The sequence below is a fragment of the Paenarthrobacter sp. YIM B13468 genome (assembly GCF_042788025.1).
Lineage (GTDB): Bacteria > Actinomycetota > Actinomycetes > Actinomycetales > Micrococcaceae > Arthrobacter > Arthrobacter aromaticivorans.
Map to the genome: position 1 here is coordinate 38645 of NZ_JBHZPI010000012.1, position 12251 is coordinate 50895.

9 protein-coding genes are annotated in these 12251 nt (G+C 60.0%); 3 read left to right on the forward strand and 6 right to left on the reverse strand.

Going from position 1 to position 12251, the window contains the following annotated elements; genetic code table 11:
• Nucleotides 1–139: 139 nt before the first annotated feature.
• Nucleotides 140–1180, forward strand: a complete 1041-nt coding sequence (locus ACFX4T_RS12795) for a hypothetical protein (RefSeq protein WP_377652209.1) — start codon at nucleotides 140–142, stop codon at nucleotides 1178–1180.
• Between the two features lie 290 nt (nucleotides 1181–1470).
• On the opposite strand, the gene ACFX4T_RS12800 is transcribed toward ACFX4T_RS12795, so the two are convergent.
• The 3 genes from ACFX4T_RS12800 to ACFX4T_RS12810 all read right to left on the reverse strand — a co-directional run bounded on the left by ACFX4T_RS12800 (nucleotide 1471) and on the right by ACFX4T_RS12810 (nucleotide 4464).
• The gene (locus ACFX4T_RS12800; RefSeq protein WP_377652210.1) at nucleotides 1471–2628 is read right to left on the reverse strand and encodes a hypothetical protein; all 1158 of its coding nucleotides are present in this window, start codon (nucleotides 2626–2628) and stop codon (nucleotides 1471–1473) included.
• Between the two features lie 388 nt (nucleotides 2629–3016).
• Nucleotides 3017–3358: a helix-turn-helix domain-containing protein gene (locus ACFX4T_RS12805; protein ID WP_377652211.1), complete on the reverse strand. Its 342-nt coding sequence runs from the start codon at nucleotides 3356–3358 to the stop codon at nucleotides 3017–3019.
• A complete protein-coding gene (locus tag ACFX4T_RS12810) occupies nucleotides 3358–4464 on the reverse strand; it encodes a tyrosine-type recombinase/integrase (protein WP_377652212.1) in 1107 nt (368 codons plus the stop codon). The genes ACFX4T_RS12805 and ACFX4T_RS12810 overlap by 1 nt, the downstream gene beginning before the upstream one ends.
• Before the next feature lie 449 nt (nucleotides 4465–4913).
• On the opposite strand from ACFX4T_RS12810, the gene ACFX4T_RS12815 reads away from it, so the two are divergent.
• Entirely contained in the window at nucleotides 4914–5645 is a 732-nt protein-coding gene (locus ACFX4T_RS12815; RefSeq protein WP_377652213.1) for a hypothetical protein, read from the forward strand.
• Nucleotides 5646–5856: 211 nt separating this feature from the next.
• Here the strand turns inward: ACFX4T_RS12815 and ACFX4T_RS12820 are convergent, their stop codons facing one another.
• The 3 genes from ACFX4T_RS12820 to ACFX4T_RS12830 form a co-directional block, all read right to left on the reverse strand.
• Entirely contained in the window at nucleotides 5857–7383 is a 1527-nt protein-coding gene (locus ACFX4T_RS12820) for a sugar ABC transporter ATP-binding protein (protein ID WP_377652214.1), read from the reverse strand.
• Complete coding sequence (locus ACFX4T_RS12825) at nucleotides 7380–8339, reverse strand: ABC transporter permease (RefSeq protein WP_377652215.1); 960 nt, start codon at nucleotides 8337–8339, stop codon at nucleotides 7380–7382. Before ACFX4T_RS12825 ends, ACFX4T_RS12820 begins: the two co-directional genes overlap by 4 nt.
• A 98-nt stretch (nucleotides 8340–8437) precedes the next feature.
• Nucleotides 8438–9562 carry a sugar ABC transporter substrate-binding protein gene (locus ACFX4T_RS12830; protein ID WP_377652216.1) on the reverse strand — a complete coding sequence of 375 codons (1125 nt, stop codon included), beginning with the start codon at nucleotides 9560–9562 and terminating at the stop codon, nucleotides 8438–8440.
• Nucleotides 9563–10046: 484 nt separating this feature from the next.
• Here ACFX4T_RS12830 and ACFX4T_RS12835 point away from each other — a divergent pair, with 484 nt between their 5' ends.
• Nucleotides 10047–12206, forward strand: a complete 2160-nt coding sequence (locus ACFX4T_RS12835; protein WP_377652217.1) for a glycogen debranching N-terminal domain-containing protein — start codon at nucleotides 10047–10049, stop codon at nucleotides 12204–12206.
• The last annotated feature ends 45 nt before the right edge of the window (nucleotides 12207–12251 follow it).

A 12251-nucleotide genomic window follows, 5' to 3' on the forward strand; every position in this document is an offset into this window, starting at 1 on the left:
CTGTGGTTTGTCGTTCCAGGACCAGGCTCTCCCGCGAGATTCCCTTGATGGGGTCTCGGTTGGATCCTCTTCACGAAAAATCTGGTTTCGGGTCGTTCTTCTCAGCAGTGTATTCGCTAGGTGGAACTAAGGTTGGAGCATGAACTCGAACCATCTCTTTGCACCGCTTCCGTCCGAGATGCGTAGGCGGTCCGAGATGGCGAAGCTGGAGGCGGTAAGAGGTATTCAATGGCGTGACGACTGTCCTCCCGAAGTGGGCCGCAAGGTTGCGGCCCTGCTGCGGCGGGCAACGAACGCTGCTTGGCGCGTGTTGAGGCTGGCCGAAGAACACTGGGTGGCGGGAAGCAGTTCGACGGTGGTCACAATGGAAATCGAACGTTGTTTGGCGGGCGAAGGTTCCGAGGTGGAAAGGCTGGACGCTCTAGCCGCTGTTGTATATGCATTCATAGAACTTAGCCGCAGTGATAAGGAACTGATTGAGGGAGACTTCAACACGCCCGATGAGGAACCTCGATACGAAGTGGATCGCTTCCTTACCTCGGTAAACGACGTCCTCCTTGCTGAGCGTGTGGAATGGCATTTCAGCGACGAAAGTTTTGTGCAGCGTGGCAACTCCGTTATGTACGCGGACGTAGTCAAGCCAGCAACGGTTCTCCTTGATTCAAGTCCAGAATTTGCTAAAGCCTCTCGCGGCTTCAGCGCCGCAATTTCGCGCTTATCGGACAACAAACCCGACGTTGCCATCACCGATGCCGCATCTGCAGTGCAGGAAATGTTCAGAGCTCTTGGCGTGCAGGGAAACAGCATTACCGATCAGATCGATGCTGCTGCGCGGCAGAAAGTCATCACACAGGCGGACAGGCAGCTCCTAAGACCGCTCGTGAACTGGCTCAATGCCGATCGTTCTGACCGTGGTAATGCACACCACCATCGGGCAGACGACGCCTCCAAGGCTGACGCGTGGCTTGCGATACACGTTGCTGGAGCCCTGATGGTCCGGCTGTCGAATCAAGAACCAAGGGACATACTCGCGGCACGTGAACGACGTGACCGAGCCGACGCAGCCAGGGCTGTCGAAACTGTGAACCATGAACCACCAGAGGCACTAGCTGAATTCGATCCTTGGACGATGACTCCCGAACAGGTCGCACAGTGGCAAAACCAAGAACCTCCCTTCTAATCAACAAGTATCGATTAGGAGGAGACCATACAGACAACCGAACGGCTGCGCTTCTTCAGTACTTGTTTCCGAAGATTCTTCAGTTAGGCAGACGCCAGGTCTATAGCCTCGTGGGTTGTCGATCGAGGCGGCGACATTCGGCACAACTGACCGCCCCAAATCCGCGGAGTCCCAAGGCTATTCAGGCGAGCGAGGCAGGATCAGCGGATCGGACGAATTGATTCATCTGATGAGATACGCGGACTACTGATGGCGAAGTACGTTATCCGTTTTCTTGCCATGCGCGGGCGTTAAGGACGCTGATTATGCTTGAAGACGATGTAGTCAGACATTCGCGTGGCTGCGCGGGCTGCGTGCTGTGTGATGACCGCGGGGCTGTAGTCGAGTAGATCAATGAGTGTTCGGGCGTCGACTTCCTGGGTGAGGTCGCGGAGTGTGGCGTTTCGGGCCCGTTGTGCGTCGATTCCAAGGACTTTGAGCCGCTCGGAAAGGGTCGCCGGGTGAAGGTGCTGGCCCGCGCGGGTGCCGGGGAAAAGCCACGAGGTATTTGAGTTCGTCGTGTTCTGGTTCTCAGATCCCTCACGCTGGCTCCAGAACATCTCGGTTATTGCTGCGGGGATAGTGGCCGGCGTGGTCCCAAGCTTGAGAAGCATGCCCGCCGGAGTGATGCTGATGTGTTCGTGGCGGAGCATGACGATCTTGTTCAGTGGATGTGCCCAGAGCAGCAAGATCAACCCAGCGAGGCGTGTGGACCTTATGACGTGGTCGTGTTCCAGACAGTTGCGCACGAGTTCAATACGTTCGGCTTGAGTGATCGTTGGCGTGGATTGAGCGGGACGGAACGGCGCGTCGAGGTGCCCTCGCCGTGTGCTGTCGCGGTTGAGCCACCGGACAAAATTACGGATGTGCTTGCGGGTGCTGGGCCCGGTACTGAGATATTCGTCGATGTGGGCTTGTCTTAGTTCGCCCGCTGCGATGCCGTGAGAGTCGCGGAGCCAGATGAGGAGCTTGCCTGCTTCGGTGATGTCCTGTTTCGCTGCGTGGGTAACGGTCTCGAGATTCACGGCAGGGTCTGTTGCTTTGTCCCGGATGCGTTTGAGGTGGTGCCATGCCGCGTAGCGTTCGATCACCTGGCTTGTGCCGTCGTCGGGGAGGTTGCTGATCCTTGTGGCCAGCCAATGTTCGAAGCGGGTGAGATTTTCATTGCCGCGCCCTGGCATCATGCGGTGGTGGACCAGCAGTGCGCGCAGGTGTTCGGCGGCAGTGGACCGGGGAAGGGCGTCGAAGGCCTCGTGAGTGAGCTTGAGTGTTCGGTCCCCGATTGCTTCGAGTAGTGCCCGGGCCTTGGTGCCGCGGCGCATGTAGGTGTAGATGCTCTCGGGCCTGCCGGTTTCGGTGAGGAGGCCGATCAGCCGGCGCAGACGGAAATCATCATTGGGTTTGAGCACTGCCGTGAGGTCGTCTGTGAGGGTGCAGCGGATGCAGAGACCGCCCCGGAACCGTTCGGATTCGCTTTTGCATCGTGTGCAGGTCAAGGCAGTAGTGATGTCAGCGCAGTCGCGGCAGATGGGTTCTTGGTCTGGCGAGCGGCCAGGGAGCATGCGGGTCTCACCGCAGTTGGGGCACTTCCCGCGGCTGTGGGTGGCCTCTGTGAAGCAGGCTCCGCAGACTGGGCCGTCGGGCCAGTGCACCCGGATCTTGGCGACTTGCTGGTGGCACCGACCGCAGGTGTAGTCTCCGCTTGAGCGTGGTCGGCCGCTTTTTTTGGGGGTGGGCAGATCGGTGAGTGTTGGCGGGCGTGCGGAGCCGTTGCCGCCGGTGGCTGGACGCCCTCGGCTAGTCATCGTCATCGACGATCCGGGCGCGGACGGGGCGGTAGTTGCGCATGTCCGGGACATCTCCAGTCGCTGTTTTGCGGTGGTGCCGGATGGTCTTGGTGTCGGTGGCCGTGTAGGTGATCAGGTCGTTCGGCGTTACGTCCAGGGCATCGCAGAGTGCAACGAGGACCTTGAAGGAGATCCGTTCAGGTTCCTGGGTCACGATCCGCCAAATGGCGTTGGCGGTCAAGGTGATGCCGCGATCGTGCAATAGGGCGGCGAGTTCCTTGGCCGTATGGACCCCGCGGCGTGCCATGATCTCGCGGACCCGCCAGGTGTAGTCGATCTCTCGTCTGCTCATCAGTGTTTCCTCTCGCGCAGTTCCAGGGCCGCGTTGATGATTCGTTCATGCACCCGCTCAAGTGCGAGGCGTTGATAGTCGGGGGAGGGCAGGGTGTAGATCGACGTCGTGGCCGCGTGCTCGTGGCCGAGCTGCAGCTGAACGAAAGCCACATCGAAACCCTCACCGGTAACCAGGTGCGTGGCATACGAACGGCGGAAAGAGTGCAGGTCCAGGCCCGGCGGGAACCCCAGCTCGTCCACAAGGTCATGGAGCCGGCCGATCAGGTGTGATTCGCCAACAATTTTTCCCGCGCTGGTTGGGAAGAGGTCTGTGACGGGATGCCCATAGCGGGGGAGTCCGTTCCTGATCCAATCGGCAACCATTTCCGCGGACCACTCCCAAACCGTCAGGACGGAACGGACCTTCTTCGCGGAGCCGCGGTGAGGCTTTCCCCAGCGCACCCGGAGTACGCCATGGTCTCCAAGAAACGGCGCCTTGCCGTTGCGCGAAAAGTCCGCCACCTGCAAGTGGCGCAGTTCGTCCGAGCGCAATCCCCATCCATAAGCTGTCTTGAACGCAATCGCATCACGCCAGGCAGCCAGTGCACCCTTGCGACCGGAGTCCATGATCCGCACGACCTCAAGGTCGGCCAGATCAAACAGCTCCTGCAGCTCGCGCTGGCTAAATGGCCGCTTGGCCGGACGGGCTTCCGTCGGCTGCGCGTGCGTCACCCGGTTCAGCTCGGTTACCACCTGGGCAAAGACCTGGCCGAAGAGCTTCGCGCTTTGCCCACACCAGTCATAGTGCGGGCTGCAGGCATAGTCGCAAAACAACTTCACCGCACCCTGATAGGAGCGGACAGTGCCATGGGACAGATTTCGCACAGCACGCGCATGAGAGAAAAAATCGTCCGCGTCGCCCAACGTCCACTGCCATGGATACCGGCCGGAAAAGTCCACGAGGCTCAGCACGACGTTCCGCCTGGTGCGGATAGTCGACGGCGAGAAATCCTTCGCGCGCTGCTGGCGCTCCCAGCCATCCAGGACAAGCGTCAGGAACGACTCCGGATCCGGCGCTTCGCCGCCGAACGGAACAAACAGAACATTCTCATCATCCTGCGCCATGGTCAGTCCTTGCATCGTCGCAGCTCTTTGCGATCTTCGCACGCAGATTGCGAGAACCGCAATCACCAACGGTAAAAAGGCTGCTCACAGGCCACTTACTGCGGGCCATCCAGGCGCTCCACGGAACTCACCCGCGCTGTTCCCGGGGGGCCTAACGTCACAATGAATCTGCATGTCAGGTACCGATTAGGGGAGAGCGGCAAGACGTTCCCCGAAAGCTCACGATGTGCACGATTCGCACTTAAAGTCATTACTGCCTTACATAACGTCCGTTATCGGCGTTCGAGTGGGACGAGTAGAAGTAGATGAGATAACTCGTCCAGACCTGTCATGCAGCGTTTTCCCACGTCAGCTTCGGGTGTGCTGAGGGCATCGTCGAGTAACAGCCATCGGCTCGGCCGCGTCATTGCGCGTTGTAGCGGCGTAATCTCTCATTAAATGAGAGATTCTTGCGTAGAGTTTTGCTCCTGACTATCGAACCTGGGCGGATTCCTGCCTTTCTGAACACTGAGAACATTGGGCTGCTGCGGGCCGATGACCGGGTTTTCGAGGCGATGCTTGATGGTTTGCGTGCGCAGATGCTGGCACGCGGGCTCTCGACCGCGTATATCAAGAGTTCCTGCAGTGTGATTGAGCGGTTCCAGGACCACGCAAACGAGTATCCGTGGACGTGGTCGGCGCACCACGTGGACGAGTTCTTCGCGGACAGGCGCAGTTCAGAGCATGGCCTGGCGTTGTCCACGCTCCGGTCCAACGCTGGAGCGATCAAGGCGTTCTGTGCTTATCTGACCGATGGTCGTTATGGGTGGGCAGCCCTTTGCGAACGGGTGTTCGCCGACATTCCGGTGCAGGTCGTGTTCGAGTGGAACTCGCCGCGGCACACCACCGACGACGCCGTGCGGCCGCGCCGGCGGGCGTTCACCAGGGCGGAGCTTCAAACGTTCTTTGACGTCGCTGATGACCTGGTGGATACGGAGTTCTCCAAACGCTCCAAGCGTTGGTTGCCGGCGTTGAGGGATTCGACGGCGTTCAAGGTCGCCTACGCTTACGGGCTGCGCCGCCGTGAACTGAGGATGCTCGAGTACGTCGATTTCGGCCCCAATCCCCACGTTGAACAGTTCGGCCGGTTCGGCGCGCTCCAGGTCGCTGCGACACAGACAAAGAACTTCTCGAACGCATAAAACTGCTCCCCTTAAATCGGAACTGAAAATTTCTCATTCCAACTTCAGGGGAGCAGTTCATAGTTGCCGGGAGCCCTCGCTTCTCAACGGGTTGGTAGGCACAGGCTCCTACGGGTTTTGACTGCTTCGGTCCTCGCCGTGTAGGCGACGGAAGAACGCCGAGGCTTGACTGAAGCGAAAGGGGCGGCAACGCCCGCTGAGCGGCCAATACCTAAAGCGATACCGTCGCGATTGCGGTGTGCTGATGACGTGCTATTTCGGTCTGAGTGATCTTTTCGTCAAGGAGTTCGACGACGATCTTTCCGTCACGAAAGACAAGCACCCGATCGGAAAGCTGACAGAGCTCAGCGTCGTCGGAACTCGCGACGATGACGGCGCACCCGGCATGCGCCGCCTCCATAGTCAAGGTGTGGATTGCCGATTTCGCGTGAATATCAACACCTTGCGTCGGCTCGTCGAGCAGAAGCACCTGAGGGTTCTTTCGTAGCCATTTGGCAAGCACCACCTTCTGCTGATTTCCACCCGAAAGGGTTGCAAAGGCCGCTGTTGTAGACGTAGGGCGAATTCCCAGCCGCTGAATCCAGCCCAGCACTTCCTGCTCCTCGCGTCTGTCGCTGAGGAGGCCGAATTTTCCGCTGAACCGACTCACGTCTGTCAATGTCAGATTGTGCTTTACACTCAGCGTCCCGATGCTCGACTGCCGCGCGCGATCGGCTGCGACTAGAGCCATCCCGTTTCGGATCGAGGCCCGGGGATCTCCCGAGTCGATGGGCTGCCCATTGATTCGAATGACACCACTGCGTCGGGATGCTCCGAAGATCAGCTGCAGCAGTTCGTCTCGCCCGGAGCCAGTCAGCCCGGAGATACCCACGATTTCTCCCGCCCTTACTTGCAGATCCGCTTGCTGGATCACTGCGCCGGACAGCCCGCTCGCCTCCAGCCGAACAGGCCCTGTGCCGCGTATTTCTTTAGCGGGAAGCTCGGCAAACTCGACATCCCCGAGCATCAGCGAGACGAGTTGAGACTTATCGATATCGGCAGTGGGGATGGTCGCGACCCGCTGGCCATCCCGCAGGACTGTCACTCGGTCCGCGATCGCGAAAACTTCGTCGAGGTGATGCGAGACGAAAACCACCGACATGCCTGAGCGCCGTAACCGGTCCATCATGTCGAACAGCGCCGTCGACTCCCCGACCGGCATTGCTGCCGTCGGTTCGTCCAATACCAAAACCCTCGCGCTCCGCCAGTCGTGAAGTGCTCGAGCGACTGCGACGGCAGTTCGCTGTGCTGCCGACAGTTCGCCGACGGGAATCCGCGCGTCGATCTCGTAGCCCAGCGATCGCAAGCGCTCTTCAGCGTCGCGGCGCGCGGCACGCCATCGGATGCGGCCCAGCACACCCGTCGGGTAGCCGACTCCAAGCCCCAGATTCTCTATTGTGTTTAGTGCGTCGACTAGGCCTAGGTTTTGATGTACGAAGCGGAATCCGGCGTCTGCGAGACCATGGCGTTCGAGACTCACAGGTGCGCCGTCGACTTCAACTAAGGCGCCCGGCTCGGGCGTGTGGAATCCCGACAGTATCTTGATCAACGTCGACTTGCCGGAGCCATTGCCGCCGAGCAGGGCGTGGATTTCGCCCCGACGGATGTCCAGCGAAACGTCATCGAGAACCAGGGCGTCGCCGAATGCTTTGCTGAACCCACGTAACACTACAACTCCCTCGCGGACCTCCTGGCTCATCGCAGTGCTGCCTTCGCAGGGCTGCGACGGACGCTAGGCGGATCGGTCTTTCGGGGATGCCGTCCCCTGCGAAGCTGCCTTAAGTGACGACTGGCGAGGGCGACCGCCAGGATTAGTGCCGCACCTTGAAACAGCGGCTGGCTCCAAGCGGATGCGGAGGGGGCGGCCAGGGTGAGTCCTTGAATGCCGAAGGCTAGGGCGAAGTACGCCACCAATGTCCCCCACACGTTTGGTCGTTGCTGGAATTGGGACGCACCAAGGAAAACGGCCGTGACTGCTGGGAAGAGGTACCCCGGCCCAGTGGTGGGAGCAAACACCGCGAACTGCATTGATAGAACGATGCCTCCGAGGCCGGCGATGAAGCCCGACGCGATCAACGAACCCCAGATCATCCGATCTGTTGGGACACCGGCGAGGCGGGCGGCTTCCGCATTCCCACCGGTGGCGAAGAGGTACCGGCCGATGCGTGTGTGCTCGAAGATGAACCACAGTAGAAGTGATACCGCCAGCAGGAAAAAGATGATGATTGGAGCGCCCAGAAATCGATCGATGCCCAGCGCGGCCCAGAAATCTGGAAAGTGGCCAATGATCTGTGAGTTCCCCGAGATCAGGATCGAACCCGCGAGAAGAAGCTGACTTACTCCGAGCGTGGCGATGAACGAATCGATGCGCAATCTAACGACGATAAAGCCCGATAACGCTCCCACTGCGGAGGTTGCCAGGAGGGCGATAACCGCAATAAATAGGATCGGAAGATCGGTCGCGATATTGAGGAACACGCAGAGGGAGAGGCTGAGCGCTAATAGTCCCCCAACTGAAAGGTCGAACGCTCCTGCGGTGAGAGGGACCAGGAAGGCCAGCGCGACCAGGCAGGGCACGACACCTTGGTGAAAGACGATGGAGAACGTTGTTGCTGATAAGAAGGTGGCCGGTTCGAGAATGCCGAAGGTAACCATGAAGAGCACCCACAGCCCCACAGCGCTGAATCGGCTGAGGCGGAGGCGAGCGACAGCAGCCACTATGCGCCCCTGGACGGTCATCGTGTCGTCCGGCGTCACTGCACGTGCCAGATCTTCTTGAACTGCTCCTCAAACCCCGACGGACCCGGCCAGAGACCGCCCTTAGGGATGAGCGTCTGTGCGGCTTCCGGTGTCTCAACCACCCATGCGGGCATCAGCCGCTCCTCCTCCGAGGGCTGGGGAAGCCCTGCTGCGTACCTGGCCATCTGGTTGACGGATGCCCAACCCATGTAGTGGGCTGCTTGTGGGAGCATCATGGAGACCGTTCCATGCACCATCTCTTGCGTTACCGCAGGTGAGGTGGTCCCGTCGACGATCAGCTTTAGCCGATCGGCAAGACCTACTGAAGCAAGTGCGGCACCAACCCCCGTGGCGGCGTCGCCGAAGGAGAACGCTACATACTTCACTTCCGGGTGCGCCTGAACAAACGCAACCACGCTTGCGGGGACCGCGCCACGCCCGATCTCTTCCAGGCTGATCGAATGCAGGTTCAACGAGCACTTGGCGCATTCCGCGAACCGGTTCTTCAGGGCGGCAGCTGAAGCCTGCTGAACCGGTCGGTCACCCAGATAGAAGTACACCGCGTTTGCAGTGCTGCCGGAATCGGCCATCATCCAGTCGGCGAGGTACTCAGCGCTGCGTTCAGTGGTGGGCGCCATATTGACTCCGGCGTATAGACCAGCGCTTTCGTCGGTTTGGATATCCGTGGAGTTTACAAAGACGGGGATTCCCGCTTTGTGGGCATCTTTGAGGCCAGCTTCAAGCGCTTCTCTCGGCTGACCCGAGGTGACGATGAAATCCGGATGTCGGACCACGGCGCTCCTGAGGGACGCGCTCATGTCATTCGTGTCGTACACCATTGTCTCGACGGTCCACCCGAGTGCCTTTGCCGCATCCTCGAACCCCTGGTTGAATCGGGCACAAGTCGGCGCGCTGCAGTACTGCACGATCACCTTCTTTCCCGGTTCGGGGCGCTCCTTCAGCGGCTCCGTCATAGGGATACTCGAGGGCTCAGTGGTCGGTACATCTGCGCTCAAAGCCGAGGGGGTAGCGCTGCCGGCTGTGTCGGGCCCCGAGCCACCGCTTTGGGCGCTGCAGGCAGCCAATGTGATAACCAGCGCTATTCCGAGACCGAGGGTAAATTTCGGTTGTTTGCGCATCCGTGCTCCTTCTACATCATTGTGTTGGAACAAACTTGTTCTGCAAAATAGAACATCAGACCCTATTGCAGAACTTTAGCGTAGGATCGGGCTCGAGATATGTCAACGGTCGGGTCCCGGGAGGGCGTTCTCCCAACGAGGCTGGACAAACACGCCCGCCCTGATCGACAGACCGGATGCGGGAACTGCGGCCTGCCGAAGAGGCAGGGCGGAGACAGCACGTTCGATGGGCAGGTCACTCGCCTGAAGTACGGGGCTAATGCCATCAGGAATCCATTGAGAATCGCCATCGGCAGTCAGACTCATCGAATCGGCTGGCTTTCTCCCGGCCGAGCCCTTGACCTACGTCGCCTGAAGGTACGTCCAGCATTCAGTGCGATTGCTTAAGAGCCGCCCTGCTTCGTCTGGCTGTCTGGTGCCTGCGTGGTGGCTGGCGTAGATTCAATTCACTCGATATGGCGCGGCGGTTGCAAAGGAGCCAGCGGTGGCCGGATGGAATGCAGACAACGTGGCGGGCCCCACCGGGCAGGGGGCCGTAACACTGGTGGAGGGGTCTTCGTTCTGCATTTCTATGCAAAACGGGGACATTTCCCCCCAACACCCTCATGGCGTTTTCTATCAGGACACCCGAGTTCTGTCCCGCTGGTGCCTGACCATCAACGGGCAGCCCCTGGAGCCGCTCGGCGCGTGGACGCCTTCGCCCCACCAAGGGGTGTATGTCGGCAGGGCCGTAGGTGCTGATGGCCGGGCGGACAGCCCGTTGACGGTCGAGCGCAAACGTGAGTTGGGAGCCGGCATTAGTGAGACCATCACGATCCGCAACTTTGCCCAGCAGCCGACCAAGTGCGATATGGTGCTGTCCATCGACGCGGACTTCGCGGATCTATTTGAAGTCAAAGACGGGCGATTCCAACGGCAGTGGGAACAGGAACGGCGTTCTGAAGAAGGCGCAGTACATATTGAGGCCGTCTGGCAAAGCGTGCGGAAGGGCGTTTACGTACGCGCACCTGGCACCGGGGCAATCCCGGAAGGCCTTCGCCTTACTACAATCGTCCCCGCGCATGGCGAGCGGGGCGTCCGGGTAACTGTAGTCCCGGACCCGGACCCGGATGAAGGAGCAGTGGCGGCGACTGTGCGTGTCGATTCCGATACTGTCTCGCCCCAGGAACGGCGACAGCAAGCTTGGGCTACAAATGTACCCGTTCTTCGCGTCGGCAATCCGTCTGTGGAACGGACCTTCCTGCGCAGTTATGACGACATGGGGGCCCTCCGGATCGTTGACTCACGCCACCCAGATCGCATGGTCGTCGCAGCAGGGGCGCCGTGGTTCATGGCACTTTTTGGCCGGGACTCACTACTGGCCTCCTTCATGGTGGTCCCAATAGACCCGTCACTGGCATTGGGGACGTTGCAGACCTTGGCCGATAGACAGGGCTCTACGGTGGATCTGATGACCGAGGAAGAGCCGGGGCGGATCCTGCACGAGGTGCGGCTTGGTGTCGGTACTGGCTTGGCGCTTGGCGGCAAATCTGCGTATTACGGCACAGCGGATGCCACCCCCCTGTTCGTGACCCTACTCGGCGAAGTCAGCCGCTGGGGCGTTGCCGCGGAGGACATCGCCCCGCTCCTCCAAAACGCTGACCGCGCCCTGGAATGGATAAGGGACTACGGCGACCGCGATGGCGACGGGTTCGTCGAGTATGAGCGACTCAACGACCAAGGCCTCATCAACCAGGGCTGGAAGGACTCCTGGGATGGAATTAACTTTGCAGATGGCAGCCTTGCGGAGGCCCCCATCGCATTGTGCGAAGTGCAGGGCTACGTTTACAGCGCATACCTTGCCCGTGCCTCGATGGCCCTTCGTACCGGCGAGCAGGCGTTGGCAGCTGAATTGCATGACCGTGCAGCGATGCTGAAGAAAAAATTCAACGACATGTTCTGGCTGCCGGAGCGTGGCTATTATGCCATCGCACTCGACCGGAATAAGCGGCCGGTCGATGCCTGCGCGTCCAACATGGGGCACTGCTTATGGTCTGGCATTATTGATGTGGACAAGGCCCAACAGGTTGCAGACCGGCTCATGTCGCCGGAGATGTTCAGCGGCTGGGGTGTTCGCACCCTAGCGACGAATATGGGTGCCTACAATCCGGTCAGTTACCATAATGGTTCAGTCTGGCCACACGACAACGCGCTCATAGTTGCCGGCCTGATGCGCTACGGGTTTGTAAAGGAAGCCCAGACAATTTCCTCGGCGCTGATGGAGGCAGCCGAGTACACGGATAACAGGCTTCCCGAATTATTCTGCGGGTTCAGCCGATCCAACTATCCCCAACCGCTTCCATATCCGACTGCCTGCTCACCTCAAGCGTGGGCGTCGGCGACGCCACTCATGCTTCTCCGGAGCCTGTTGTGTTACGAAGCGGACGTCTCTCTCGGTGGACTCTGGATGAACCCTCTTTTACCGACAACGTGGGGCAGCGTGCAGGCCACGAATGTATCTGTGGGCAGGGCGCGGCTATCCGTCGAGGTATCCGGGACCAGAGTTACCGTGGAGGGATTGCCAGAAGGAATCGCGCTGCACAGGGGAACGCGGCCCTCGTTTGGTGACCCACTGGAGCTGGACAGGCTGAGCCGGAAGGGGTAACCGAAGCGGCGGCTGGCAGCGCCGGGAAAAAGCACGTCTCATTAG

Coding starts and splice junctions, on each gene's coding strand:
- ACFX4T_RS12830 (WP_377652216.1), bottom strand. CDS start 9,562: ATGCGCAAACAACCGAAATTTACCCTCGGTCTCGGAATAGCGCTGGTT.
- ACFX4T_RS12795 (WP_377652209.1), top strand. CDS start 140: ATGAACTCGAACCATCTCTTTGCACCGCTTCCGTCCGAGATGCGTAGG.
- ACFX4T_RS12805 (WP_377652211.1), bottom strand. CDS start 3,358: ATGAGCAGACGAGAGATCGACTACACCTGGCGGGTCCGCGAGATCATG.
- ACFX4T_RS12820 (WP_377652214.1), bottom strand. CDS start 7,383: ATGAGCCAGGAGGTCCGCGAGGGAGTTGTAGTGTTACGTGGGTTCAGC.
- ACFX4T_RS12810 (WP_377652212.1), bottom strand. CDS start 4,464: ATGGCGCAGGATGATGAGAATGTTCTGTTTGTTCCGTTCGGCGGCGAA.
- ACFX4T_RS12825 (WP_377652215.1), bottom strand. CDS start 8,339: ATGGTTACCTTCGGCATTCTCGAACCGGCCACCTTCTTATCAGCAACA.